Annotated in this window: 28 protein-coding genes; 15 read left to right on the top strand and 13 right to left on the bottom strand. The window is 73.9% G+C overall.

Translation table 11 applies throughout. From position 1 onward, the window contains the following. Positions 1-43: 43 nt before the first annotated feature. The 5 genes from AC0OLQ_RS19605 to AC0OLQ_RS19585 all read right to left on the bottom strand — a co-directional run bounded on the left by AC0OLQ_RS19605 (position 44) and on the right by AC0OLQ_RS19585 (position 3,572). Positions 44-454, bottom strand: coding sequence for a VOC family protein (locus tag AC0OLQ_RS19605; RefSeq protein WP_484527420.1), 411 nt, complete (start codon positions 452-454; stop codon positions 44-46). Between the two features lie 5 nt (positions 455-459). After that, positions 460-909: a helix-turn-helix transcriptional regulator gene (locus AC0OLQ_RS19600; protein WP_484527419.1), complete on the bottom strand. Its 450-nt coding sequence runs from the start codon at positions 907-909 to the stop codon at positions 460-462. 81 nt (positions 910-990) lie between these two features. Next, the gene (locus AC0OLQ_RS19595; RefSeq protein ID WP_484527418.1) at positions 991-1,935 is read right to left on the bottom strand and encodes a TerC family protein; all 945 of its coding nucleotides are present in this window, start codon (positions 1,933-1,935) and stop codon (positions 991-993) included. Between the two features lie 178 nt (positions 1,936-2,113). Continuing rightward, the gene (pdxY, locus tag AC0OLQ_RS19590; protein ID WP_484527417.1) at positions 2,114-2,965 is read right to left on the bottom strand and encodes a pyridoxal kinase PdxY; all 852 of its coding nucleotides are present in this window, start codon (positions 2,963-2,965) and stop codon (positions 2,114-2,116) included. Between the two features lie 34 nt (positions 2,966-2,999). Continuing rightward, positions 3,000-3,572 carry a GNAT family N-acetyltransferase gene (locus tag AC0OLQ_RS19585; protein WP_484527416.1) on the bottom strand — a complete coding sequence of 191 codons (573 nt, stop codon included), beginning with the start codon at positions 3,570-3,572 and terminating at the stop codon, positions 3,000-3,002. 181 nt (positions 3,573-3,753) lie between these two features. Here AC0OLQ_RS19585 and AC0OLQ_RS19580 point away from each other — a divergent pair, with 181 nt between their 5' ends. Both AC0OLQ_RS19580 and AC0OLQ_RS19575 read left to right on the top strand, forming a co-directional pair. Then, positions 3,754-5,172, top strand: a complete 1,419-nt coding sequence (locus tag AC0OLQ_RS19580) for an OFA family MFS transporter (RefSeq protein ID WP_484527415.1) — start codon at positions 3,754-3,756, stop codon at positions 5,170-5,172. Continuing rightward, the gene (locus AC0OLQ_RS19575; RefSeq protein ID WP_262284204.1) at positions 5,169-5,294 is read left to right on the top strand and encodes an MFS transporter small subunit; all 126 of its coding nucleotides are present in this window, start codon (positions 5,169-5,171) and stop codon (positions 5,292-5,294) included. The genes AC0OLQ_RS19580 and AC0OLQ_RS19575 overlap by 4 nt, the downstream gene beginning before the upstream one ends. Positions 5,295-5,346: 52 nt before the next feature. On the opposite strand, the gene AC0OLQ_RS19570 is transcribed toward AC0OLQ_RS19575, so the two are convergent. Beyond that, positions 5,347-6,075: an SDR family oxidoreductase gene (locus AC0OLQ_RS19570; protein ID WP_484527414.1), complete on the bottom strand. Its 729-nt coding sequence runs from the start codon at positions 6,073-6,075 to the stop codon at positions 5,347-5,349. Positions 6,076-6,152: 77 nt separating this feature from the next. Here AC0OLQ_RS19570 and AC0OLQ_RS19565 point away from each other — a divergent pair, with 77 nt between their 5' ends. From AC0OLQ_RS19565 to AC0OLQ_RS19550, 4 genes are all read left to right on the top strand, one after another. Further along, positions 6,153-6,995: a patatin-like phospholipase family protein gene (locus tag AC0OLQ_RS19565; RefSeq protein WP_484527413.1), complete on the top strand. Its 843-nt coding sequence runs from the start codon at positions 6,153-6,155 to the stop codon at positions 6,993-6,995. 67 nt (positions 6,996-7,062) lie between these two features. Further along, entirely contained in the window at positions 7,063-7,743 is a 681-nt protein-coding gene (locus AC0OLQ_RS19560; RefSeq protein WP_357343369.1) for a hypothetical protein, read from the top strand. Between the two features lie 194 nt (positions 7,744-7,937). Next, complete coding sequence (locus AC0OLQ_RS19555; RefSeq protein WP_484527412.1) at positions 7,938-8,828, top strand: GNAT family N-acetyltransferase; 891 nt, start codon at positions 7,938-7,940, stop codon at positions 8,826-8,828. Between the two features lie 146 nt (positions 8,829-8,974). Then, the gene (locus AC0OLQ_RS19550) at positions 8,975-9,850 is read left to right on the top strand and encodes a hypothetical protein (RefSeq protein WP_484527411.1); all 876 of its coding nucleotides are present in this window, start codon (positions 8,975-8,977) and stop codon (positions 9,848-9,850) included. A gap of 74 nt (positions 9,851-9,924) precedes the next feature. On the opposite strand, the gene cydB is transcribed toward AC0OLQ_RS19550, so the two are convergent. Both cydB and AC0OLQ_RS19540 read right to left on the bottom strand, forming a co-directional pair. Then, complete coding sequence (gene cydB, locus AC0OLQ_RS19545) at positions 9,925-10,923, bottom strand: cytochrome d ubiquinol oxidase subunit II (protein ID WP_484527410.1); 999 nt, start codon at positions 10,921-10,923, stop codon at positions 9,925-9,927. Positions 10,924-10,938: 15 nt separating this feature from the next. Continuing rightward, a complete protein-coding gene (locus AC0OLQ_RS19540) occupies positions 10,939-12,351 on the bottom strand; it encodes a cytochrome ubiquinol oxidase subunit I (protein ID WP_484527409.1) in 1,413 nt (470 codons plus the stop codon). A gap of 165 nt (positions 12,352-12,516) precedes the next feature. Here AC0OLQ_RS19540 and AC0OLQ_RS19535 point away from each other — a divergent pair, with 165 nt between their 5' ends. Genes AC0OLQ_RS19535 through AC0OLQ_RS19525 form a run of 3 tightly spaced genes read left to right on the top strand, consistent with a single transcriptional unit; the run spans position 12,517 to position 14,774 of the window. Further along, a complete protein-coding gene (locus AC0OLQ_RS19535; RefSeq protein ID WP_357343360.1) occupies positions 12,517-13,293 on the top strand; it encodes a lysophospholipid acyltransferase family protein in 777 nt (258 codons plus the stop codon). Then, the gene (locus AC0OLQ_RS19530) at positions 13,290-13,871 is read left to right on the top strand and encodes a hypothetical protein (RefSeq protein WP_484527408.1); all 582 of its coding nucleotides are present in this window, start codon (positions 13,290-13,292) and stop codon (positions 13,869-13,871) included. The genes AC0OLQ_RS19535 and AC0OLQ_RS19530 overlap by 4 nt, the downstream gene beginning before the upstream one ends. A gap of 60 nt (positions 13,872-13,931) precedes the next feature. Continuing rightward, on the top strand, positions 13,932-14,774 hold the full coding sequence (locus AC0OLQ_RS19525) for an SDR family NAD(P)-dependent oxidoreductase (protein WP_484527407.1): 843 nt from the start codon (positions 13,932-13,934) through the stop codon (positions 14,772-14,774). A gap of 4 nt (positions 14,775-14,778) precedes the next feature. Here AC0OLQ_RS19525 and AC0OLQ_RS19520 read toward each other — a convergent pair whose 3' ends face one another. Both AC0OLQ_RS19520 and AC0OLQ_RS19515 read right to left on the bottom strand, forming a co-directional pair. Next, the gene (locus tag AC0OLQ_RS19520; protein ID WP_484527406.1) at positions 14,779-15,147 is read right to left on the bottom strand and encodes a DUF4180 domain-containing protein; all 369 of its coding nucleotides are present in this window, start codon (positions 15,145-15,147) and stop codon (positions 14,779-14,781) included. Continuing rightward, the gene (locus AC0OLQ_RS19515) at positions 15,140-15,592 is read right to left on the bottom strand and encodes a helix-turn-helix domain-containing protein (protein ID WP_484527405.1); all 453 of its coding nucleotides are present in this window, start codon (positions 15,590-15,592) and stop codon (positions 15,140-15,142) included. The genes AC0OLQ_RS19520 and AC0OLQ_RS19515 overlap by 8 nt, the downstream gene beginning before the upstream one ends. Before the next feature lie 99 nt (positions 15,593-15,691). Between AC0OLQ_RS19515 and AC0OLQ_RS19510 the strand changes: the two genes are divergently transcribed. The 4 genes from AC0OLQ_RS19510 (at position 15,692) to AC0OLQ_RS19495 (ending at position 19,460) form a co-directional block, all read left to right on the top strand. Further along, positions 15,692-16,459, top strand: coding sequence for a glycerophosphodiester phosphodiesterase family protein (locus tag AC0OLQ_RS19510; protein WP_484527404.1), 768 nt, complete (start codon positions 15,692-15,694; stop codon positions 16,457-16,459). Between the two features lie 15 nt (positions 16,460-16,474). Further along, complete coding sequence (locus tag AC0OLQ_RS19505; RefSeq protein ID WP_484527403.1) at positions 16,475-17,878, top strand: MFS transporter; 1,404 nt, start codon at positions 16,475-16,477, stop codon at positions 17,876-17,878. Positions 17,879-17,942: 64 nt separating this feature from the next. After that, positions 17,943-18,659 (top strand): thymidine kinase, encoded by a 717-nt coding sequence (locus AC0OLQ_RS19500; RefSeq protein ID WP_484527402.1) that lies wholly within the window; start codon positions 17,943-17,945, stop codon positions 18,657-18,659. 42 nt (positions 18,660-18,701) lie between these two features. Beyond that, on the top strand, positions 18,702-19,460 hold the full coding sequence (locus AC0OLQ_RS19495) for an NPCBM/NEW2 domain-containing protein (RefSeq protein WP_484527401.1): 759 nt from the start codon (positions 18,702-18,704) through the stop codon (positions 19,458-19,460). A 6-nt stretch (positions 19,461-19,466) separates the two neighbouring features. Here AC0OLQ_RS19495 and AC0OLQ_RS19490 read toward each other — a convergent pair whose 3' ends face one another. After that, positions 19,467-19,928, bottom strand: a complete 462-nt coding sequence (locus AC0OLQ_RS19490; protein ID WP_357343343.1) for an Rv0361 family membrane protein — start codon at positions 19,926-19,928, stop codon at positions 19,467-19,469. A 132-nt stretch (positions 19,929-20,060) separates the two neighbouring features. Between AC0OLQ_RS19490 and AC0OLQ_RS19485 the strand changes: the two genes are divergently transcribed. Continuing rightward, positions 20,061-20,432, top strand: a complete 372-nt coding sequence (locus AC0OLQ_RS19485) for a VOC family protein (protein ID WP_484527400.1) — start codon at positions 20,061-20,063, stop codon at positions 20,430-20,432. A gap of 78 nt (positions 20,433-20,510) precedes the next feature. Here AC0OLQ_RS19485 and AC0OLQ_RS19480 read toward each other — a convergent pair whose 3' ends face one another. Further along, complete coding sequence (locus AC0OLQ_RS19480) at positions 20,511-21,338, bottom strand: SDR family oxidoreductase (protein WP_484527399.1); 828 nt, start codon at positions 21,336-21,338, stop codon at positions 20,511-20,513. A 96-nt stretch (positions 21,339-21,434) separates the two neighbouring features. Here AC0OLQ_RS19480 and AC0OLQ_RS19475 point away from each other — a divergent pair, with 96 nt between their 5' ends. Next, positions 21,435-21,836 (top strand): winged helix-turn-helix transcriptional regulator, encoded by a 402-nt coding sequence (locus AC0OLQ_RS19475; protein WP_484527398.1) that lies wholly within the window; start codon positions 21,435-21,437, stop codon positions 21,834-21,836. Between the two features lie 4 nt (positions 21,837-21,840). Here the strand turns inward: AC0OLQ_RS19475 and AC0OLQ_RS19470 are convergent, their stop codons facing one another. Beyond that, positions 21,841-22,686, bottom strand: coding sequence for an LLM class flavin-dependent oxidoreductase (locus AC0OLQ_RS19470; protein ID WP_484527397.1), 846 nt, complete (start codon positions 22,684-22,686; stop codon positions 21,841-21,843). Between the last annotated feature and the right edge of the window lie 17 nt (positions 22,687-22,703).

Here is a 22,703-nt window from a genome sequence, read left to right as displayed (position 1 = left end):
CTTCGCGGTCTCCGTCGGCCGGGGGTTGCGACAGCCGGGCGGCTCAGCTCAGCTGGTTGATCCGGATGAGGTTGCCGGTGGGGTCGCGGAAGGCGCAGTCGCGGACCCCGTACGGCTGGTCGGTGGGCTCCTGGACGACCTCGGCGCCGCTGGCCTGCAGCCGGTCGAAGACGCCGTCGAGGTCGTGGGTGGCCAGGGTGATGCTCGTGTAGCTGCCCTTGGCGATCAGTTCGAGGACGGTGCGGCGCTCGTCGTCGGTGATGCCGGGGTCGGCGGCCGGCGGGTGCAGCACGATGGACGTGCCCGGCTGGTCGGGGGGACCGACGGTGAGCCAGCGCATCCCGTCGTATCCGACGTCGTTGCGGACCTCGAAGCCGAGGGTGTCGCGGTAGAAGGTCAGGGCGGCGTCGGCGTCGGTGTGCGGGAGGAAGGCGTAGTGAATCGTGATGTCCATGGCGGTCACGCTAGCTGCGGCTCCGTGGCGCGCGCTTCTCGATTCCTGATCGGTCTGGTGACCTGTTTCGCCAGGCAGGACGGCATCTCCGCGGTGGCGCCGGCCGCGCGGGCCCGGTAGGTGCTCGGTGGCACGCCGACCAGCTCGGTGAAGCGGGTGCTGAAGGTGCCCAGCGACGAGCAGCCGACCGCGAAACAGACTTCGGTGACGCTGAGGTCACCGCGGCGCAGCAGCGCCATGGCGCGCTCGATGCGGCGGGTCATCAGGTAGGCGTAGGGCGATTCGCCGTAGGCCTGCCGGAACTGGCGGCTGAGGTGCCCGGCCGACATGTTCACGCCGCGGGCGAGCGCCTCGACGTCCAGCGGCCGCGCGTACTCGCGGTCGATCCGGTCGCGGACGCGGCGCAGTCGGGCGAGGTCGCGCAGGTGCTGCGCGAAGGCGGGACTGCTGGTCACCTGCCCGATGGTGCCACGTCGCCGCCGGGATTCCCAGCGCCTTCGGCGGCGCCCGTGTCGTCCGGTTCCGGTGGCGGCCGGTCAGCGGGACCGGGCGTTGCGGCGGGCGGTCACCGTGCTCCAGGCGATGGCGGTGCCGAGGGTCAGGATCACCACGGCGAGGGTGAGCCAGACGGGAAGCTTGCCCACGGGGGTCTCGGCGAGGATCAGCTTCACCCCGGCGAAGGCGAGCAGCACGGCCAGGCCGTAGCGCAGGTGCCCGAAGTGCCGCAGCAGACCGGCGAGGCAGAAGTAGAGGCTTCGCAGCCCGAGCACGGCGAAGGCGTTCGCCGTCCAGACCAGGAACGTGTTGGTGGTGATGGCCAGGATCGCCGCGACGGAGTCGATGGCGAAGATGACGTCGGTGGCCTCGATCGCCACCAGCGCGACCAGCAGCACGGTGCCCTTGAGGCGGCCGTCGACGCGGACGGTGAAGCGGCCGTCGTGGTAGCGGGGCTCGGTCGGCACCAGCCGGCGGAAGAGCCGGACGGCGATGTTGCGGTCGGGGTCGACGTCCGGTTCACCGCGGACGGCCAGGCGCCAGCCCGTCCAGATCAGGAACGCGCCGAGCACGAGGCCGGCCCAGGTCAGCCGGTCCAGCAGTTCGGCGCCGGCGAAGATGAAGACCAGCCGGAAGCCCAGCGCCCCGAGCACCCCCCAGAAGAGCACCTTGTGCTGGTAGGTGGGGGGCACCCGGAAGTATCCGAACAGCAGTGCGAACACGAAGACGTTGTCGACCGACAGGGCCTTCTCCAGCAGGTAGCCGGAGTAGTACGCCACCGCCGGCCCGCCGCCGCGCCAGAGCCAGATCACCAGGCCGAACGCGATCCCGGCGGTGATCCACACGGCGCTCCAGAGCAGCGCCTCGCGCAGTTCGATGACGTGGTGGTCGCGATGGGAGAACACGTCGACGGCGAGCATGACGGCGATGACCGCTCCGACGGCCACCCAGGCCCAGGCCGGCGCCGCGAACGTGGTCTCGTCCATCCGGCGTCCTCCGCATCCGCGCCTGGGCGGGGACGGGCGCCCGTTCCGGCCCGTACGCGGGTCTTGCGGAACCGGACTGCGTCGTCCCCGAGCCTAGGCGAGCGGCCGGTCGGGAGACGGCGGTCCGGCGAAGTCTGCGCCGGGGCCGCTCTCCCCCGCCGGCGCCGCGGCGATCACCTCAGCGCAGCCGGCGGGCGCCGAACCGGGTGGGCGGGTCGGCGATGGCGTCCTGGGCGGCGACGAGCTGCAGTTCCCGGGTGCCGGCGACGAGGGTGGCCTCGAGGACGGCGTAGATGGAGTTGGTGGTGCGTTCCAGCGCCGTCTCGGGTGAGCCGGTCGTGGCGAGGTGGGCCAGGTACAGCGCGGCGGTGACGTCGCCGCCGCCGTTGGGGCTGATCGGCAGCAGCGGGGTGGTGACCGCCCAGGCGCCCTCGTCGGAGACGGCGACGACCTCCAGCGACCCCTCCGGGAGGTCGCCGTGCAGCACGCTGGTGACCAGCATGTGCCGGGGTCCGGTGTCGCGGACGACGTCGACGGCGGCGAGCAGGTCGTCGAGGGTGTCGGTGCCGCGGCCGGCGAGGAACTCCAGCTCGAACTGGTTCGGGGTGACGATGTCCGCGCGCGGGACGACGGTGTCGCGCAGGTACTCGGGGATGCCGGGGCGGACGAACATGCCGCGGCCGACGTCGCCCATCACCGGGTCGCAGCAGTACAGGGCGTCGGGGTTGGCGGCCTTCACCCGGGCGACCGCGTCGAGGATCACCGCGCCCATCGCCGGGTCGCCCTGGTAGCCGGACAGGACCGCGTCGGCGGTGCCGAGCACGCCACGGTCCTCGATGCCGGCGATCACCTCGGCGACGTCGGCCGGGGGCAGCAGCGGCCCGCGCCAGGCGCCGTAGCCGGTGTGGTTGGAGAAGTGCACGGTCAGCACCGGCCAGACCTCGTGCCGGAGCCGTTGCAGGGGGAAGACGGCGGCGGAGTTGCCGACGTGACCGTAGGCGACTGAGGACTGGATGGACAGGATCTTCACCGGATCATCGTCGCATCCGCCGCCGCGGCGCCGGTCAGGTGTCGGTGCGTAGCCGGGCGTGCAGGTGCATGTCGTGCCAGCCGTCGGTGTGCCGGGCGGCGCCGCGGTTGGTGCCCTCGGCGGCGAGGCCGGCGCGTTCGGCCACCCGGCAGGAGGCGGGGTTGGCGGTGGAGTGGCGCAGCCAGACGCGGTGCAGGCCGAGCCGGTCGAAGCCGAAGGCGGTGAGGGCGCTCAGGGCGCGGGCGGCGACGCGCCGGCCGCGGGCGGCGGGCAGCACCCAGTACGACACCTCGGCCTGGGCCTCGGGCAGGTCGATGGCGCGCAGGCTGATCTGCCCGAGCACGCCGGTGGCGTCGGTGACGGCCCAGCCGGCGCCGGTCTCCTGCCGCCACCGTCGGGGCCAGGCGTCGATCCAGTCGCGGGCCTCGTCGTCGGTCATGGCGCGGCAGTGCCAGCGGCGGATGGCGGGGTCGGCGTACGCGGCGAGGACGGTAGGCCGGTCCTCGGGTCGCCAGGGTCGCAGCCGCAGGTCGCCCGCGTCGAGGTCGGGTTGGGGGCGGCTGGCGAGGGCGCCGGGGTGCAGGGCCGGGGTGGTGAGCAGTGGCATGCCGTCATGATCGCCCAGGACGTGCGGTGACGGTGCGGCGACGGCGGGTGCGCGGCCTGGTGGTGGGGTGACCGTTCGGCTCAGGGTTCCGACCGTCCGGCGCGGGGTGGGTTTCGGCGTAGCGCCCCGCGGGGGGATGAAACGGGTGGGATTTTCGCCATTCTCCGGAGAGGAAGCACCCATGCTTTCCGCACTCGATCGTCGGCACACCGTCGCGCCGCCGGGTTACAGCCGTTGGCTGATACCCCCGGCGGCGTTGGCGATCCATCTCTGCATCGGGCAGGTCTACGCGACCAGCGTGTACAAGAACTCGTTGATCGCGCACTTCGACACGGGTCAGACGGCGATCGGGGTGATCTTCAGCATCGCGATCGTGATGCTGGGGTTGTCGGCCGCGGTGGCGGGCACGTGGGTGGAGGCGAACGGGCCCCGGAAGGCGATGTTCGTCTCGGCGTGTTTCTGGGCCGCGGGTTTCCTGGTCGGCGCGCTGGGCATCGCGACGAAGCAGCTGTGGCTGCTGTATCTGGGGTACGGGGTGCTGGGCGGCATCGGGCTGGGGATCGGCTACATCTCCCCCGTCTCCACGTTGATCAAGTGGTTCCCGGACCGGCCGGGGCTGGCCACCGGGTTGGCGATCATGGGGTTCGGTGGTGGGGCGATGGTGGCCTCCCCCCTGTCCCGGCAGTTGCTGTCGTTCTACGACCCGGGATACGACCCGGCGAACGCGGGCTCGACGGCGTCGGGCAGCGCGCTGGTGTGGCTGTTCCTGACGTTGGGCGTCGGCTACTTCGTGATCATGATGTTCGGGGTGTTCAACGTGCGGGTGCCGGCGGCGGACTGGCGGCCGGCCGGGTTCGACCCGGCGACGGTGGCGGCGAAGCCGCTGGTGACCACGGCGAACGTGTCGGCGGCGAACGCGGTGAAGACCCGGTCGTTCTGGCTGCTGTGGGTGGTGCTGTTCTGCAACGTGACGGCGGGGATCGGCATCCTGGAGCAGGCGAGCCCGATGATCCAGGACTTCTTCCGGGACAACGGGACCTCGGCGGTGTCGGTGGCGGCGGCCGGCGGGTTCGTGGGGCTGCTGTCGCTGTTCAACATGGCCGGCCGGTTCGTGTGGTCGTCGACGTCGGACGTGATCGGCCGCAAGCCGATCTACCTGGTGTACCTGGGCGTGGGCATGGCGCTGTACGTGCTGCTGGCCCTGTTCGGGCAGGTGGCGACGGCGCTGTTCGTGCTGTTGGCGTGCGTGATCCTGTCGTTCTACGGCGGTGGGTTCGCCACCGTGCCGGCGTACCTGCGGGATCTGTTCGGCACGTTCGAGGTGGGCGCGATCCACGGCCGGTTGTTGACGGCGTGGTCGGCGGCCGGGGTGGCCGGTCCGCTGATCGTGAACGCGTTCCTGGACGCGCAGGGCAAGCCGGGCACGTTGACGGCGGCGGCGTACCGGCCGGCGTTGTTCACGATGGTCGGGGTGCTGGCGGTCGGTTTCGTGGCGAACCTGTTGATCCGGCCGGTGCCGGAACGGTTCCACGAGCCGGCGTCGGGCCGGGACGGTGTCGAGGGTGTGCAGCCGGTGGCGGCGGAGAGGAGCGGGTCGTGAACGAGCAGGCCGGTGGCGGGCAGCGGGTCCGTCTGGTGGTGTCGTGGGTGGTGGTGTCGGCGCTGCTGGGCTACGGGGTGGTGCAGACCGTGATCACGGCGGCGAAGCTGTTCACCCACTAGGAGCGCGGTGCGGAGCGGCCCGGGGGTGACTCTCCCCCGGGCCGCTTGCGTGTCAGAGGCCGCCGGCGACGCGCAGGACGGCGCCGGTGGTGTAGGTGGCGTCCGGGCCGAGGAGGAACGCGATGGCGCCGGCGACCTCGTCGGGTTCGCCGGCGCGGCCCAGCGGGATGCGGCCGGCCGCGGTGTCGGGGCGGTCGGGCACGCCGGAGAGGGCGTGGATGTCGGTGCGGATGATGCCCGGGGCGACGGCGTTGACCCGGATGCCCCGCGGGGCGAGCTCCTTGGCCAGGCCGACGGTGAGGGTGTCGGTGGCGGCCTTGACGGCGGCGTAGTGGATGTATTCGCCGGGGCTGCCGAGGGTGGCGGCGGCGGAGGAGACGTTGACGATGGCGCCGCCGTGGGTCATCCGGCGGGCGGCCTGCTGGGCGCAGAGGACGTAGCCCACGAGGTTGACGTCGACGACCTGGCGCAGGTCGTCGACGCGCAGGTCGGCGAAGGGTCCGATCGGGCTGGTGATGCCGGCGTTGTTGACCAGGCCGGTGAGCGGGCCCAGCGCGGCGGCGGCGTCGAAGAGGCGCTGGACCTGCTCGGGGTCGCCGGTGTCGGCGGCGACGGCGAGGCCGCGGCGGCCGGCGGCGCGCACGTCGGCGAGCACGGCCTCGGCGGCGGCGTGGTCACTGCGGTAGCCGATGACGACGTCGTGGCCGGCGGCGGCGAGGCGGCGGGCGGTGGCCGCGCCGATGCCGCGCCCCCCACCGGTGATGATGGTGACGGAGGTCAATGTGTTCTCCCCTGCCCTGACGGTCGGGCTGACGTTACCGTGGGCGGCGCGGAACCCGGTGGAGAGGACGGTCACACATGACGCGGGCGTTGGTGCTGGGTGGCGGTGGCGTGACCGGGGTGGCCTGGGAGTTGGGGCTGCTGGCCGGGCTGACCGCGCAGGGGCTGGACCTGACCGCCGCCGAGCTGGTGGTGGGCACCTCGGCGGGTTCCGTGGTGGGCGCGCAGGTGTGCTCGGGCACGCCGGTCGAGGAGCTGTACGCCGCGCAGTTGCGCCCGGCCCACCAGGAGGTGGCGGCCCGGCTGGGGGTGGGGGTGCTGGCGCGCTGGGCGTGGGCGGGCACCCGGGGCCGGGACGCGGTGCGGGCGCGGGCCCGGGTCGGGGCGATGGCCCTGGCGGCGCGTACCCCGTCGGAGGAGTCGCGGCGGGCGGTCATCGCGGCGCGGTTGCCGGTGCGGCAGTGGCCGGCGCGGCGGCTGCTGGTGACCGCGGTGGACGCGGCCTCGGGCGAGTTCGTGGTCTTCGACGCCGGCTCGGAGGTGGCGCTGGTGGACGCGGTGGGGGCCAGTTGCGCGGTGCCGGGGGTGTGGCCGCCGGTGACCATCGGCGGCCGGCGTTTCGTCGACGGCGGGGTGCGTTCGGCGGTGAACGCGGACCTGGCGGCGGGCGCGCGGCAGGTGGTGGTGCTGGCGCCGACGCGGGCCGGGTTCGGGCCGATGCCGCGGCTGTCGGCCCAGGTGGCGCAGCTGCGGTCGGCGGGCGCGCGGGTGGCGGTGGTGTCGCCGGACCGGGCGGCGCGGGCGGCGATCGGGCGCAACCTGCTGGATCCGGCGCGGCGGGCCGCGTCGGCGCGGGCGGGGTTCGCGCAGGCGGCCGCGGTGGCCGAGGAGGTGGCGGCCGTCTGGGTCGCCGGGGGTTGATCTTCCGGCTGTCGGTGCGGGCTGGTATCAAGGCAGGCATCAGACACGTGTACGGAAGAGGGCTGTGATGGCGGGCCAGGGTTTGTCCACTGACGAGGTACAGGGCATCCGGGAGGCGCTGGCGGCCGGCCGCAAGCCCAAGGTGGTGTTCACGGCGGCGGCCGGGCAGATGGCGGGTCAGCTCGGGCAGGTGGTGGAGCTGACCGACCCGGAGGCGTCCGAGGAGTTCGTGGTGGTGCGGTTCGGCCGCGACGAGCTGCCCTTCTCCCCCACCGACGTGGCGATCGCGCCGAAGGGGGCCGGGCGGCGGCCGGCGGAGCCGAAGCCGGAGCCACCGGCCGAGGAGCCGCCGGCGGAGCCGGAGTTCGTGTTGGACGCGCCGCCGGTGCCGGCGCCGCGGCGGGAGGAGCCGAGGGTGGAGCAGCAGGCGGAGCCGAAGCCGGCGCGGCGGGCGGTGAAGGCGGTCAAGCCGAAGAGCCCGGCCGGGTTGACGGTGACGCTGGCCTACGCCGAGGGCGAGTGGACGGTGGCGGCGCAGCAGGGCGCCAAGGCGCTGGCCAAGCCGTACGTGGTGAAGCCGGCCGAGGCGCTGCGGATGGTGGCGCTGGTCGACGTGCCCGGGGTGCAGGAGGCGGTGGAGCAGATCCTGGCCGCCGAGCGGGCCGAGGCGGAGCAGCAGGCGGAGAAGCTGCGCGCCGAGCTGGCCGAGATCGAGGCCCGGCTGGCGGAGCTGCGCGAGGCCCGCTGAGCCCCACCGCCCGCACCCCGGCCGGAAAACACCCCGGCCGGGGTGCGGGCGCTCTGCTATCGTTCCGCCGCGTCCTCGACGAGACCGGAGGGAGGTGAGCGCCATGACCCGTACGACTGTCATGCGCTCCCACCTCCCTGCGAGGACGCCGGGTTCCTGAACCGGGGAGCGCACCGCTTCCTGGAAGGACCTTCATGACCGATCTGGTCGTTCGCCCGCTCGTCGCGGGCGAGGAACATCTCTTCGACTCCCTGCCCGACCCCGGGCTGGTCGGGCGGACCCTGCTCGGCGAGACCTACGCCGGCGGCGGCTTCCGCCCGGAGTGGACCTGGGTGGCCCTGCGCGACGGGGTGGTGGTCGCCCGGGCCGCCTGGTGGGCCGGGCCGGACGACCCCGCGCCCCTGGCGCTGGACTGGTTCGACTTCACCGACACGCAGGCCGCGGTCGAGTTGCTGCGCACCGCGCCGTTGCGCGCCGAGTACTCGATCCTGCTCCCCCACGGGTGGCGGGAGAACCCCGCGGTGCGCGCGCAGGCGCACGCCCGCATCGACGCCGCAACGGCGGCCGGCATGCGGGTGCTGGTCGAGCGGTACCGCTACCGCTGGACTCCCGGGTGCGGCCTGCCGGCCCGGCCGGGGCGGCTGGAGTTCCGGCCCGAGCCGGACGACGCGGTGATCCTGGACATGCTGTGCCGCATCGGTGAGGGCAGCCTGGACGCGCACTACCGGGCCGCGGCGGCCGCGCACGGCCCGCTGGCCGCGGCGCAGGAAGACCTGGACCTGCTGCGCTGGATGCCGAGCCCGCGGGACTGGTGGCGGACGGCGTTCACCCCGGACGGGGAGCCGGCCGGACTGGTCGTGCCGGCCCGCAACCCGACCCACCACGTCGTGGGGTTCGTCGGCGTGCTGCCCGGGCAGCGGGGCCACGGCTACGCCCACGACCTGCTGGTCGAGGCCACCCACCTGCTGGTCGAGGCGGGCGCCGACGCGATCGTGGCCGCCACCGACCAGGGCAACGCGCCGATGGCCGCCACCTTCGCCCGGGCCGGCTACCCGGTCGAGTGGGAGCGCATCGACCTGGTCTGATCGTCCCCGTGGTCGGCCCGTCGCCCCGGCGGGCCGACCACGGGCGCGTTGAGGTGCGCGTCGGCGGGTCGCCGCTGCGAGGGTGCGGCTGCTTGTGGCGCCACACCGGGGCGTTGGCGCGGCGCTCGCGCGCATAGGGTGCCCGGGTGGGTTACTGGGGCACGGTGGTGCTGGCGCGGCCCGGCGGGCTGCTGGTCGACCAGGACGGCATCGGCGGGTTCGGGCACCGGCACCGGTGGCTGCGGGAGCTGGGCGACGGCTGGCAGTTGGTGGAGACCACCGGGTGGAACGATCCCCCGGACCTGCTCGCCCCCGCCGGGGCGCTCGCCACCTCGACCGGTCACCCCGTCCTCGCCGCGTACGTCAGTGACGGCGACTGCGCAGTGCTGGCGACGGCGACGCCGGGTGTGGTGGGGCCGTTGACGCACCTGTGGGACACCGACGGGCCGTGCGGGGTGTACCGGCACCAGCCGCGTGGCATGCCGGGGCCGGTCGGACGGAGCGCTGACGACCTGGTCGCGGAGCTGGTAACCTGGTCGGCGGCGGCGGGGCTGCGGGCCGACGCGACACGCCTGCGCGAGGTGTTGGGCCACGACCATCCGGTCGAGGCGGACGATCTGTTGTTCGCGCTGGTCAAGGCGCTGGGGGTGGCGCGGATCGGCCGGACCCGACCGTGGGCGCTGCCGCTGGAGCAGTGGCCGTTCCGGTCGGTCACGGACGTCCTGGCGTTGCGGGCCCGGTCGGAGGCGGCGTACCGGCTGGCGGCGATGGAGGACGGTGAGGAGCCCGACGAGCCGGAGGCGCCGTGGGAGGCTGCGGCGATCCGGTTGGACGAGGAGCTGTGGGCGTCGCTGTACCGGCCGGCGGTGGACGTCGCCGGGCTGGCGCGGCGGGCGCAGCGACTGCGTACGGAATACGACGTGGCCAGGGGCCGGGAGCCTCAGCCCTCCGACGGCCCGTTCGACCCGGAGAACCCGTGGAACTCCGGCCGGGTGTGGGCGGACGAGCGGGCGACCGACTGACCTGCCCTGCTCGCGCCGCGGGGCCGGTGCGACCCCCTCGCACCCGCCCCGCGCCACCCGCGCCCGCAGGATCGTCAGTGTTGCGGGATGTTCTGTACCCCGATGCGCTTGCGGAACACCCAGTAGGTCCAGCCCTGGTAGGCCAGCACGATCGGGGTGAACACCACGGCCACCCAGGTCATGATCTTCAGGGTGTAGGGGGTCGAGGCGGCGTTGGTCGCGGTCAGCGTGCCGGCGGCGTCCAGGGTGGACGGGAGCACGTTCGGGAACAGCGCGGCGAACAGGGTCGCCACGGCCAGGGCGATGGCCACGGCGGTGCCGGTGAACGCCCAGCCCTCACGGCGCGCCCGGGCGGCGGCGAGGCCGGCGAGCAGGGCGAGGGCAGCGCCGGTGGCGAGCACGACGGCGGCCGCGCTGGAGCGGATGCTCAGCGTCCAGGCCAGGAAGGCCACGGCCACCACGGCGGTGCCGGCGCCGAGCCGGACGGCCAGCGCGCCGGCCCGCTGCCGGATCTCGCCGCTGGTCTTCAGGGCGATGAACACCGCGCCGTGGGTGAGGAACAGGCCGAGGGTGGTCACCCCGCCGAGCAGGGCGTACGGGTTGAGCAGGTCGAGCAGGCCGCCGGCGTACTCGTGGTCGGCGGTCAGCGGCACGCCGCGCAGGATGTTGGCGAAGGCGACGCCCCACAGGATCGCCGGCACCAGCGAGCCGACGAAGATGGCCTGGTCCCAGCGGCGCTTCCAGGACGCCTCGGGGCGCTTGTGCCGGTACTCGAAGGCCACCCCGCGGGCGATCAGGGCGAGCAGGATCAGCAGCAGCAGCAGGTAGAAGCCGGAGAAGAGGGTGGCGTACCACTCGGGGAAGGCGGCGAACATGGCGCCGCCGGCGGTGATCAGCCAGACCTCGTTGCCGTCCCAGACCGGGCCGATGGTGTTGATCAGGACGCGGCGTTCCCGGTCGTCGCGGCCGAGCACGGGCAGCAGCATGCCGACGCCGAAGTCGAAGCCTTCGAGGATGAAGTAGCCGGTGAACAGCACGGCGACGAGGAGAAACCAGACGGTCGTCAGTTCCACGGTGGGCTCCGGGGGTTAGTAGGCGAACGCCAGCGGGCGATCGGCGTCGTCGGTGTCGGCTGGTTCAGGGGCTGGAGTCAGGTCGGGCACGCCGGCCTTGGCGTAGCGGATCAGCAGCTTGAACTCGATGACCGCGAGGGTGGCGTAGATCAGGGTGAAGGCGGTGAACGAGGTGAGCACCTCGGCCAGCGAGACGCTGCGGGACACGCCGTTGCGGGTGAGCATCTCGCCGAAGACGATCCACGGCTGGCGGCCCATCTCGGTGAAGATCCAGCCGAAGGAGTTGGCCAGCAGCGGCAGGGCCGGCATGACCAGGCCGGCGCGCAGCAGCCAGCGGCTCGACGGGGTGCGGCCCTTGCGCTGGGTCCAGAGGACGATCAGGGCGATCGCGGCGGCGGCCATCCCGAGCGCGATCATGAACCGGAAGCTCCAGTAGGTGACCGGGATGATCGGGGTGTAGCTGCCGGCGCCGTACTGGGTGGCGTACTGGGCCTGGAGGTCGTTGATGCCGTGCACGGTGCCGTGCGGGTCGCCGGTGCCGAGGTAGGACAGCAGGTACGGGATCTTGAGGGCGAACAGCTCCCGGCTGCCGTCGAGGCTGCCGACGGTGAGCACGGAGAACGAGGCGGGGCTCTCGGTGGTGTAGAGGCCCTCGGCGGCGGCCATCTTCATCGGCTGCACCTGGGTCATGATCTTGCCCTGGATGTCGCCGGTGAACAGCACCAGCGCCGCTGCGACCAGCACCACCCAGGAGCCGAACTTCGTGGCGAAGCGGTAGGCGTCGGTGTCGGCGCCGCCCCGGTTGCGGATGACGTGCCACAGCCCGACGGCGACGATCAGCGACCCGGCGACCAGGAACGCCCCGGCCAGGGTGTGCGGGAAGGTGATCAGGGCGACCTTGTTGGTGAGCACGGCGACGAAGTCGGTCAACTCGGCGCGGCCGGTCTGCGGGTTGATCCGGTAGCCGACCGGGTTCTGCATGAACGAGTTCGCGGCGAGGATGAAGTAGGCGGACAGGTTGGTGCCGATCGCCGCCGCCCAGATGGCGGCCAGGTGCAGGCGCTTGGGCAGCCGGTCCCACCCGAAGATCCACAGGCCGATGAAGGTGGACTCCAGGAAGAACGCGACGAGCGCTTCGATCGCCAGGGGCGCGCCGAAGATGTCGCCGACGAAGCGCGAGTAGTCGCTCCAGTTCATGCCGAACTGGAACTCCTGCACGATGCCGGTGACCACGCCCATCGCGAAGTTGATCAGGAAGAGCTTGCCGTAGAACTTGGTGAGCTTGAGGTACCGCTCGTTGCCGGTGCGGTGCCACAGGGTCTGGAGGATGGCCACCAGCACGGACAGGCCGATGGTCAAGGGCACGAAGAGAAAGTGGTAGACGGTGGTGACACCGAACTGCCAGCGGGCGACGTCCAACGCGTCCACCTGAAACCCCCAGCTGTGCGTACTACGAGACGTAGTAAATACTACTCGGCGTCGTAGAGGATTGGGCAGGGCCGCAGGGCCCGAACCGGCCCGGGACCAATGACCCTGATCACCTCCGCCCTCGGGTCTCCGGCTCACCCTGGCGCGTGCGACCATCCAGCACTGATGGACACCCCGATCACCCACTGGCGGGCGCCCCTGCTGTGGCGCGCCGCGCAACTGGCCGCCCGCGGCCTCGTCGGCCTGGTCGCCCGGCTCGAGGTCAGCGGCGACGTGCCGGACGAGATGCGCCGAGGACCCCTGGTCCTGGCCGCCAACCACATCAGCCCCTTCGACCCCGTGGTGCTCGCCGCGGCGTGTCAGGTCCGCGGCATCCACCCGCGGATCATGGCCACCGGCGGGCTGTTCCGCGCCCCGGTGGTTGGGCCGCTGATGCGCCACGCCGGGCACATCCGCGTCGACCGGGGCACCAGCTCCGCGCACCACTCCCTGGAGATCGCCGCCGGCGCGGTGGCCCGCGGCTCGGTGGTGCTGGTCTACCCCGAGGGGCGTATCGGCCTGGACCCCGGCATGTGGCCCGAGCGGGGCAAGACCGGCGCCGCCCGGCTCGCCTTCGCCGGCGGCGCCCCCGTCGTCCCGGTCGCCCAGTGGGGCTCCCACGAGGTGCTGCCCTACCGGGCGCCGAAGGGCATGCTCCGCGGCCTGGCCCGCGCGGTGCGACGGCGGCCGGTCATCCGGGTGCACTTCGGCGCCCCGGTGACGCTGTGCGACCTGCCCCCCGGTTCGGCGGGCCGCGCCCGGCGAGCCACCGACCGGATCATCGACGCGATCACCGCCGGCCTGGCGCCGCTGCGCCCCGACGAGCCGGACCGGCCCCGCCACGTCGACCCGGGCCGCCCGCTCGACACCAGCCGGTCGCACCGCCGCGGGCCGGTCGGATGAACAGCCTGCCGCGCCGCCTCGCCCTGGTCGTCCTGGTGCTGCTCGTCGTCGGAGGGCTCGGGTACGCCGGGCTGCGGGCCGCGTACCACCGGGCCAAGGACCAGCGCGACGTGATCAGCCTGACCGGGCTGTCGCCGTGGCCGAGGGAGCAGCTGCTGATCCCCGACGGGGCGGCCCGCCCCGGCAACGTCGCCTGGCTCGACCGGGGCGGCCTCGAGGTGGCCTACGACCTGGGCGTCGGCGATGGCCGGAGCGTGCCGGTGATGTGGGGGCTGCGCGTCCCGCAACCGGAGACCGGGTTGCCCGAGGGGGTCGACTGCGGCTCGCCCCGGCTGCGTACCTGCACCGATCTGGGTGCCGGCGAGACGCTGATCGTGACCCGGAAGACCGACAACAGCAGCCCTTCCACCGCCCTCTACCGGGCCGACGGCGGCCGGGTGCGGGCGGTCGAGGTGCAGGGGCCGGACCCGGTCGAGGTCGAGACGCTGCGCGCCGCGCTGGACCGGGTGCACCGGCCCACCGACGCCGAACTGCTGGAGCTGATGCGCCACGAGGGCTACCGGACCGACTGGAGCTGATGCCGCCGATTCGCCGCCGCGCCCGTCCGGACGGTGAGACGGTGGCGGCAGGAGGCACCCGTGAGCGCACCCACCGTGCTGATCACCGGCACGTCCACCGGCATCGGCCTGGAGACCGCCGTGGGCGCGGCCCGCGCCGGCTGGCGCACCGTGGCGACCCTGCGCGACCCCGCCCGCGCCGACCGGCTGCGCGCCGCCGCCGACGCCGCCGGGGTCGGGGACCTGCTGGAGGTACGCGGGCTCGACGTCGTCGACCAGGCCGCGGCGGCCGCCTGCGTCGCGGACGTGGTCGCCCGCCACGGCCGGCTCGACGCGGTGGTCAACAACGCCGGCGCCGGGCACGTCGGCACCCTCGAACGGGAGACCGTCGGCGACGTCCGGGCGGTCATGGAGGTCAACTTCTTCGGCGTCCTGCACGTCACCCGGGCCGCCCTGCCGCACCTGCGCGCCACCCGGGGGCGGCTGATCACCGTGACCAGCGTCGGCGGGGTGGTCGGGCAGCCGTTCAACGAGGCGTACTGCGCGGCGAAGTTCGCCGTCGAGGGGTTCATGGAGAGCCTCGCCCCGGTCGCCGCCACCGTCGGGGTCAGCGTCACGGTGATCGAGCCGGGCGCGGTGGCCAGCGAGTTCGTGGCCAACGTCGGCCTCGACCCGGAGGCCGCCGTCGCCGCCGCCGGGGTGTACGGGCCGGCGCTGCGCGCGTACCTGGATCGCAGCGCCGCCGCGTTCGCCGCCGCGCAGTCGCCGGCGGACGCCGCCGCCGCGGTGGTGGCGACGCTGGTCGACCCGGAGCCCCCGCCCCGGGTGCAGACCTCCGCCGCCGCCCGGCAGTTCGTCGGCGTCAAGCTGGCCGACCCCGACGGCCTGGGGGTGACCGCGCTGACCGCCGGCTGGGTGCGCTGAGCGGTCAGCCGGCGCGCAGCCGCTCGTCGAGGGCGGCCAGGTCGGGCAGGAACCAGACGTGGTCGTGGCGGTTGGACTCGGCCACCAGGGCGCGCAGCGCGCCGCTGGTCGCCAGGTGCGCGGAGATGTCGCCGACGACGACCAGCCGCAGCCGGTAGTTGACGAACTTCTGCATGACCTCCCCGGCGAAGCGGGTGCCCAGGGCGAAGAAGCTCGGGTCGAGCCGGCCGGCGGGCACGGCGACCACCTCGGCGCCGCCGAAGGCCGCGCCGCCGATCAGGTCGAGGGCCGCCTCGGTGGTGGCCACCGGCGGGCCGGCCGGGTCGCAGACCAGCACCGGCACCCCGGCCCGCTCCTCCAGCACGTCAGGCATCGCCGGTCTCCGTCCCGGTCAGCAGGCCGTTGTCGCCGGCGAGCACGGCGTCGACCAGGCGCAGCAGGTCGGCGGTGGCGGCGGCGTCGCCCAGGATCACGATCTTCATGCGGTGGCGTTCCTCGTCGTGGACGGTCTGCACGCGCAGTGGGCGCGCGGTGTCGTGGTGGGTGTTGACGCCGGCCAGCACCAGCGTGGCGAGGCGGTCGGCCGCGGCCCGGTCGACGCCGTCGACCTGCACGATGCTCGACACCTCCACCGCCGGCGCGCCGGCGACCGGCGCGGGCCGGCCGGTCAGCGCGTCCACGTCGGCGCGGGCGATGCGGTACTGCTTGCCGAGCCGCACCGCGCGCAGCCGGCCGCCGCGGATGTAGCCGCGCACGGTGCGCACGTGCAGCCCGAGCAGCTCCGCGACCTGCTCCACCGAGTACATGTCATTCCCCATCGCTCCCCATAATAGGGGCTACAGGGAACGATGAGGAAGTTCGTTGCGGCGATGCCGACCGGTCACCCGGACGCCACCCGGGCGCGGCATACTTCCCGCGTGCAGCCCCGTCACGGCTACCTCGACGCCCCCGCGCCGCTGGCCTTCGCCCACCGCGGCGGCGCGGCCGACGGCGACGAGAACACCGCCGCCGCGTTCGCCCGCGCCATCGCGCTGGGCTACCGGTACGTGGAGACCGACGTGCACGCCACCGCCGACGGCGTGCCGGTGATCTTCCACGACGCCACCCTGCGGCGGGTCACCGGCGAGCGGGGCCGCATCGCCGAGCTGCGCTGGGCCGACCTCGCCTCGGTACGCGTCGGCGGCGCCGCCGTGGTGCCCCGCCTCGACGAGGTCCTCGGCGCCTGGCCCGAGGTCCGGTTCAACGTCGACGTCAAGGCCGACGGCGGCGTCGTGCCGACCGTCGACACGGTCACCCGGACCGGCGCCGGCGACCGGGTGCTGCTCGCCTCGTTCAGCGACGCCCGGCTGGCCCGGCTGCGCGCCCTGGCCGGGGCGAAGGTCGCCACCGGCCTCGGCATGCGCGGGGTGGCCCGGCTGCGGATGGCCTCGCTGCACGGGCGGCCGCTGCGGCTGCCCCCGTCGGTGGTCGCCGCCCAGGTCCCCGTCCGGTACGGGCGGGTGCCCGTGGTCGACCGGCGGTTCCTCGACTACTGCCACCGACTCGGGCTGCAGGTGCACGTCTGGACGATCGACGAACCCGCCGAGATGCACGAGTTACTTGATCTTGGTGTGGATGGCATCATGACCGATCACGTCGGCGTGCTGCGCGACGTCTACCGCAGCCGCGGCCACTGGGCCGCCTGAACCCCGAGGACCCCGATGGCCGCAACGGTCGCCCCCGCCGTCGACGAGCCCGCCCGCCCGGGCAGCACCCGTCGCGAACGCACCGGCTGGTACTTCTACGACTGGGCGAACTCCGCCTTCCAGACCACGGTGATCACGGTCTTCCTCGGCCCGTTCCTCACCACCGTCACCGAGCTGGCCGCCGGCTGCGAGCTGGGCGCCGACAGCTGCGACGGGGCCGTGCACCCGCTGGGCATCCGGGTCGCCGCGGGCTCCTACTACCCGTACCTGATCTCGCTGTCGGTGTTCCTCACCGTCTTCGTGCTGCCCGTGATCGGGGCGGTCGCCGACCGGTCGAGGCACAAGAAGCCGCTGCTGGCCGCCGCCGCGTTCACCGGCGCCGGCGCGACCATCGCGTTCGCGTTCGTCACCGGCGAGCGCTACCTGCTCGGCGGGGTGCTCTTCCTGATCGCCAACATCTCCTTCGGCGCCGCCGTGGTCGTCTACAACTCGTTCCTGCCACAACTCGGCGGCCCCGACGACCGCGATGCCATCTCCAGCCGCGGCTGGGCCATCGGCTACCTCGGCGGCGGCGTGCTGCTCGCGCTGAACCTGGTCGCGGTCAACCTGCTCAGCGAGGAGGGCAACCCGCAGCGCACCCTGGACCTGGCCCGCTGGTCGATCGTCTCGGCCGGCGTGTGGTGGGCGGCGTTCACCCTGCTGCCGCTGCGCTGGCTGCGCGAACACCCCGCCGCCGCGGCCGCCGCCGAGGCCCGGGCCGGCGGCCGCAACGTGCTCACCGACGGGTTCCGCCAGCTCGGCCGCACCCTGAAGAACATCAAGGCGTACCCGCTGACGCTGTTCTTCCTGCTCGCCTTCCTGATCTACAACGACGGCATCCAGACCGTCATCACCCTGGCCAGCCAGTACGGCACCAAGGAGCTGCGGCTGGAGCAGAACACCCTGATCGTGACCATCCTGCTGGTGCAGTTCCTGGCCTTCGGCGGCGCGCTCGCGCTGGGCGCCCTGGCCCGGCGCATCGGCGCCTGGAAGACCGTGCTGCTGTCCCTGGTGCTCTGGACCGGGGTGATCATCGCCGCGTTCCGGCTGCCCGCCGAGGCGCCGCTGCCGTTCATGGTGCTCGGCGGGTGCATCGGCCTGGTGCTCGGCGGCAGCCAGGCGCTGAGCCGCTCGCTGTTCAGCCAGCTCATCCCCACCGGCAAGGAGGGCGAGTACTACGGCTTCTACGAGATCAGCGACAAGGGCACCAGCTGGCTCGGGCCGCTCGCCTTCGGCCTGGTGTTCCAGCTCACCTCCTCGTACCGGGTGGGCCTGGTGTCCCTGCTGATCTTCTTCGTGGTCGGGTTCGCGCTGCTGGCCGCCGTGCCGATCCGCCGGGCCATCGTGGCCGCCGGCAACACCCCGCCCCGGGTGCTGTGAGGCTTGCCCGCGCCGCCGCGCGCGGGCAAGATCCTTCCGCATCGATGAGCTAGGCTGCCCCGTCGTGACCGACGACGCCGCCGCCCCGATCTGCCTGGCCCGACCCCTGCCGGGCCCCGGCGACGACCGTGCCGGCGGCTGCGCCGCCGCTCGCGGCGTCGACGGCCGGCCGCTGCACGCCGCCGCGCTGAAGTTCTTCTGGGGGCCGATGGACTGCGGCAAGTCCACGATGGCCCTGCAGATGAACTACAACCACGCCCGGCAGGGCCGGCGCGGCCTGGTCACCACCCGCATCGACCGCTCGCTCGGCCCGCAGGTCACCACCCGCATCGGGCTGGCCCACTCCGCGGTCGAGGTGACCGACGAGCTGGACCTGCGCGACCTGGTCCGCGACGCCTGGGCCGAGGGGGTCCGCGTCGACTACCTGATCTGCGACGAGGCGTCCTTCTACAACCTGGCGCACATCGAGCAGATGGCCGACCTGGTCGACAACTTCGACGTCGACGTCTACGCCTTCGGCCTGGCCACCGACTTCCGCTCCTGCCTCTTCCCGGCGGCCCAGCGGCTGTTCGAACTCGCCGACGAGGTGGCCCGCATCCAGATCGAGGTGCTCTGCTGGTGCGGCCGGGAGGGGCGGCTCAACGCCCGGGTCGTCGAGGGACGGGTGGCGCGCGAGGGCGAGCAGGTCGTCATCGGCGACACCGTGGACAACGCCGACGTGCGCTACCAGGTGCTGTGCCGGCGCCACTACCGCTCCGGGGACCTCGGCCCCCGCGCCTGACGGGCGCGGGCCTGATACAAACGGCCCGTGCGGGCAGACTTCATGACCACGGCACCGGACGGGCCCACGGCCGCACGCCCCGCGCGGCTGCTGCCGCAGGGCGTCGGCGTGATCGCCGACGTGGCGGCGGTGGCCGCGCTGCTCACCGGCGGTGGGCGGCCCATCGTCCTGGCGGCCAGCGCGGGCGCCGTCCTGGCCGGCGGCTACCTCCTGGTACGCCGCCTGGGGCAGCCGGTCGACCGGACCGCGCTGGTGGGCCTGGCCGTCGCGGTCGCCGGAGCGGCGATCTTCGGCTACGCCCGGCGGACCGCACCGGCCCCGGCACCGAGCCCGGCGGCGCAGCACGACGGCGACGCCGCACCCACCACCTCCACCCGCACCAGCGCTGCGCCGGCCCCCGCGGGCGGTGGGACCTGGTTGTTCGACCTGTCGCCCGTCGAGGGCGGCGAGGGCTGGCGGCACCGCCCGGAGACCGTCAACGGGCAGCGGTACGAGAACAGCGTCGTCGCGTCGACCTGCTTCGCCACCAACGACCAGGCGGAGTCGTTCAACCTCGGCAAGCGGTTCACCCGGTTCCAGGCCACCGTCGGCGTGGCCGACACCGCACCGGGCGACTACCGCACCGAGTTCGCCGTGAAGGTCGACGACGAGACGGTCTTCCGCCGGGAGCTGACGCTCGGGAACACCGCCGCGGTGGACGTGCCGGTCGCCGACGGGCTCCGGCTGGTGCTGGAGGTCAAGGGCGTCGGCCTGACCGCCTGCGACGACGCCGCCGTGTGGATCGAGCCGGCCCTGCGGTGACCGGGGTCAGAACGGGTCCCCGCAGACCCGCCACTTCCCGTCCTCCTGCACCACCGGCAGTTCCCGCTCCTCGCCGCCGCCGCCGTCGCGGATCAGCCGCACCGTCACCGTGCCGCGCGGCCGGCCGCCCCGGGTCTGCACCGACACGTCGACGATCTCGTAGCCGCTGACCTGCGGCGGGGTGCGCACCCAACTGCCGAAGCCGACCTGGCTCCACTTCCCGCGCGCCTCCCGGCACAGCTTGTCGTACGCCTGGTCGGTCTCCCCGGCCGCGACCTGGCGGAAGAACGCGTCGGCGGTGTCGCGGACCGGCCCGTTGGCCTGGAGCACCACCTGCACGTTCCAGACGCCGAGCCCGGCCACCCCGACCAGGCAGGTGCCCAGCCCGAGCCCGGCGACCAGCACGCCGGCGCGTACCGGCCGGCGGCGGCGCCGGGCCGGTCGGCTCCCCGCCCGTTCCCTGCCCATCACCACCGACGGTAGAGACCGGCGGGCCGGCCCGCAGGAAGTTGTGGCGGGTCGGCGACCGGGCGGCAGGCCGCGGCAATCCGCCGGACGAACCTGACAGCAGATGGCAGGTACCGGCGGCAGACTACCGGCATGACAGCGCACGCCGACCTCGCGATGGTCAACCTCGACAGCTCCGACCCGGTGGCCCACGCCGCCTTCTACTCCCGCGCCCTCGGCTGGGAGGTCACCCACAGCCAGGCCGAATACGCCATGATCAGCAAGGACGGCACCTCGATCGGCTTCGGCCTGGTGCCCGGATACGCGCCGCCGGCCTGGCCGGACGAGACCGCCGGCAAGCGGTACCACCTCGACCTATACGTCGACGACGTGACCCTGACGGAGAAGGACCTGGTGGCGGCCGGCGCGACGCGGCCGGAGTTCCAGCCCGGCGGCGAGCGGTGGACCGTGCTGCTCGACCCGGTCGGCCACCCGTTCTGCCTCTGCCCCCGGCCGCAGGGCTGACCACCGCCGCCGGCCCGCCGGGCGACTGCCGGGCGGGCCGGCGGGACCGGTCAGGAGCGGTCCCCCGGGCGGAACCGGTCAGCGGAAGGCGGCCACGTGGCGCGCCGCCCAGTCGGCGAAGCCGCGCGGCGCCCGGCCGAGCAGCCGCGCGACATCCGGGCTGACCCGCTGCTCGGCCGGCGACGGCGTGCCCAGGATGCTCAGGGTCGCCGCCACCACCGGCTCCGGCATGAACGCCAGCATCTGCTCCCGCGCCTGCTGCGGGGTCTGCTCGACGAACCGGACCGGTTCGCCGAGCGCCGCCGCGATCGCCGCCGCCTGCTCCCGCGGCGAGACCGCCGCCGGCCCGGTCAGCTCGTACGTGCCGCCGGCGTGGGCGCCGTCGCGCAGCGCGAGGGCCGCCACCTCGGCGATGTCGGCCGGGTCGACGGTCGGCAGCGCCACGTCGGCGAACGGCGCGTGCACGACCCGCCCGGCGCGTACCCCGGGCGCCCAGGCGAAGGCGTTGGAGTGGAAACCACCCGGCCGCAGCAGCGTCCACTCCAGCCCGGACGCACGGACCGCCTCCTCCTGCCCCGGCGGATGGCGCTTCGTCGCGACGCCCTGCGAGGACAGGAAGACCACCCGGCGTACGCCGGCTCGCCGCGCCGTGTCGAGGACAGCGCCCGGGTCGGCGCCGCCGGTCAACTGCTCGCCGGTGAACAGCAGGAACAACGCCTCGGCGCCGTCGAACGCCGCCTTCAGCCCGGTCGGGTCGGCCAGGTCGGCGCGGACCGCCCGTACGCCGGGCGGCAGGTGAGCCGCCGAGACCCGCCGGGACACGGCCGTCACGGGCTCGCCCGCCCCGGCCAGCGCCCGCACCAGCGGCCGTCCGACGTTTCCCGTCGCGCCGGTAACCACGATCATGATGTGCCCCTCTCGGTGTGTGCTGTGGACACCGAGCACGCTAATCGCCTGGGTATAGTAGGTACCTAGAGGAAAGTAACGGCCTGGGGAGCGATTGTGAGCGGCACCACCTGGCCGTCCCAGGGGGACGGTGACCCGGAGCAGGCCTGCCCGATCGCGCCGGTGGTCGACCTGGTGTTCAGCCGCTGGACCACGCCGATCCTCTGGGCCCTGCACGAATGCGGCCGGCAGCGCTTCGTCGAGCTGGAACGCCGCCTGGTCACCATCACCCCGAAGGTGCTCACCCAGCGGCTGCGGCAGCTCGAACGCGACGGCCTGGTGCTGCGCACCTACCACGCCGAGGTCCCGCCCCGGGTGGAATACGAGATCACCGAGTTGGGGCGCAGCCTGGCCCCGCTCTTCGCCGGCCTGGCCGAGTGGTCCGCGGGGCACCTCGACCGGGTCGAGCAGGCCCGCCAGGACTACGACGCCCGGCCGCGCGTGCCGCGCGGGCGTTGACCGGTCAGCGCAGCGGGCCCCGGGCGACCGCGGCCCGCATCTCGGCGGGCTCGCCGGCCGGGACGTACTCCAGCCACCAGGTCGCGCCGGCCGCCGCCAGTTCCGCCAGGTAGGCCCGCTCGGCCCGCTCGTCCGGGCGGCGCCGCCGGCCACCGATCGCCACGTCGAACGGCTGCCCGTCGGCGCGGGTGGCCGGCAAGGCGGCGACCAGGTCGCCCACCTCCCCCGGGGTGAAGTCGGACCAGCCGGCGGTGTCGGTCAGTTTGTAGGGCACGATGCCGTCGGCGCGGGCGGCCCGCCGCAGCACCGCCCTGGCCTGGGTGCTGCCGCCGACCCAGACCGGCACCCGGGGCGACTGCACCGGCGCGGGCCGCAGGGCCACCCCGTCGGCCCGGTAGTGGGCGCCCCGGTGCGTGACCCGCTCGCCGCTGAGCAGCCCGACCAGCAGGTCGAGGCCCTCGTCGAGCATCGCGGCGCGGGTCTTCAGGTCGGTCGGCTCGCCGAACGCGGCGAGCCCGCGGTCGGCCGGGTCACCGACACCCACCGCGACCCCGGCCCGGCCGCCGGAGAGGTGGTCGAGAGTGAGGACCTCGCGGGCCAGCTTGGCCGGGCGGCGCCGGGGCAGCGCGGTGACCGTGGTGCCCTGCCGGATCCGGTCGGTGCGGCCGGCCACCGCCGCCAGCACCAGCCAGGGATCCCAGGTCGGCGGATCGTCCCCGGCGTGGTGGATGAGGTAGTCCTCCAGGAACACCCCGTCCCAGCCGGCCCGCTCGGCCAACTCGCCGAGCGCGACCAGGTCGGACACCGTGATGGAGGGGCCTCCGCAGCAGAGCTCCAGCCCGTGTCGCATGCCGGCACCCTACGGTC

It is taken from the genome of Micromonospora sp. Utrum1 (genome assembly GCF_057197805.1).
This window is presented reverse-complemented; position numbering and strand designations above follow the sequence as displayed.

Excerpts from the sequence above, each read along its gene's own strand:
- AC0OLQ_RS19470 (WP_484527397.1), bottom strand. The coding sequence starts at position 22,686 with ATGCGACACGGGCTGGAGCTCTGCTGCGGAGGCCCCTCCATCACGGTG.
- AC0OLQ_RS19535 (WP_357343360.1), top strand. The coding sequence starts at position 12,517 with ATGGACACCCCGATCACCCACTGGCGGGCGCCCCTGCTGTGGCGCGCC.
- AC0OLQ_RS19505 (WP_484527403.1), top strand. The coding sequence starts at position 16,475 with ATGGCCGCAACGGTCGCCCCCGCCGTCGACGAGCCCGCCCGCCCGGGC.
- AC0OLQ_RS19490 (WP_357343343.1), bottom strand. The coding sequence starts at position 19,928 with ATGGGCAGGGAACGGGCGGGGAGCCGACCGGCCCGGCGCCGCCGCCGG.
- AC0OLQ_RS19560 (WP_357343369.1), top strand. The coding sequence starts at position 7,063 with ATGGCGGGCCAGGGTTTGTCCACTGACGAGGTACAGGGCATCCGGGAG.
- AC0OLQ_RS19605 (WP_484527420.1), bottom strand. The coding sequence starts at position 454 with ATGGACATCACGATTCACTACGCCTTCCTCCCGCACACCGACGCCGAC.
- AC0OLQ_RS19580 (WP_484527415.1), top strand. The coding sequence starts at position 3,754 with ATGCTTTCCGCACTCGATCGTCGGCACACCGTCGCGCCGCCGGGTTAC.
- AC0OLQ_RS19515 (WP_484527405.1), bottom strand. The coding sequence starts at position 15,592 with ATGGGGAATGACATGTACTCGGTGGAGCAGGTCGCGGAGCTGCTCGGG.
- AC0OLQ_RS19530 (WP_484527408.1), top strand. The coding sequence starts at position 13,290 with ATGAACAGCCTGCCGCGCCGCCTCGCCCTGGTCGTCCTGGTGCTGCTC.
- AC0OLQ_RS19595 (WP_484527418.1), bottom strand. The coding sequence starts at position 1,935 with ATGGACGAGACCACGTTCGCGGCGCCGGCCTGGGCCTGGGTGGCCGTC.
- AC0OLQ_RS19520 (WP_484527406.1), bottom strand. The coding sequence starts at position 15,147 with ATGCCTGACGTGCTGGAGGAGCGGGCCGGGGTGCCGGTGCTGGTCTGC.
- AC0OLQ_RS19565 (WP_484527413.1), top strand. The coding sequence starts at position 6,153 with ATGACGCGGGCGTTGGTGCTGGGTGGCGGTGGCGTGACCGGGGTGGCC.
- AC0OLQ_RS19585 (WP_484527416.1), bottom strand. The coding sequence starts at position 3,572 with ATGCCACTGCTCACCACCCCGGCCCTGCACCCCGGCGCCCTCGCCAGC.
- AC0OLQ_RS19555 (WP_484527412.1), top strand. The coding sequence starts at position 7,938 with ATGACCGATCTGGTCGTTCGCCCGCTCGTCGCGGGCGAGGAACATCTC.
- AC0OLQ_RS19480 (WP_484527399.1), bottom strand. The coding sequence starts at position 21,338 with ATGATCGTGGTTACCGGCGCGACGGGAAACGTCGGACGGCCGCTGGTG.
- AC0OLQ_RS19485 (WP_484527400.1), top strand. The coding sequence starts at position 20,061 with ATGACAGCGCACGCCGACCTCGCGATGGTCAACCTCGACAGCTCCGAC.
- AC0OLQ_RS19495 (WP_484527401.1), top strand. The coding sequence starts at position 18,702 with ATGACCACGGCACCGGACGGGCCCACGGCCGCACGCCCCGCGCGGCTG.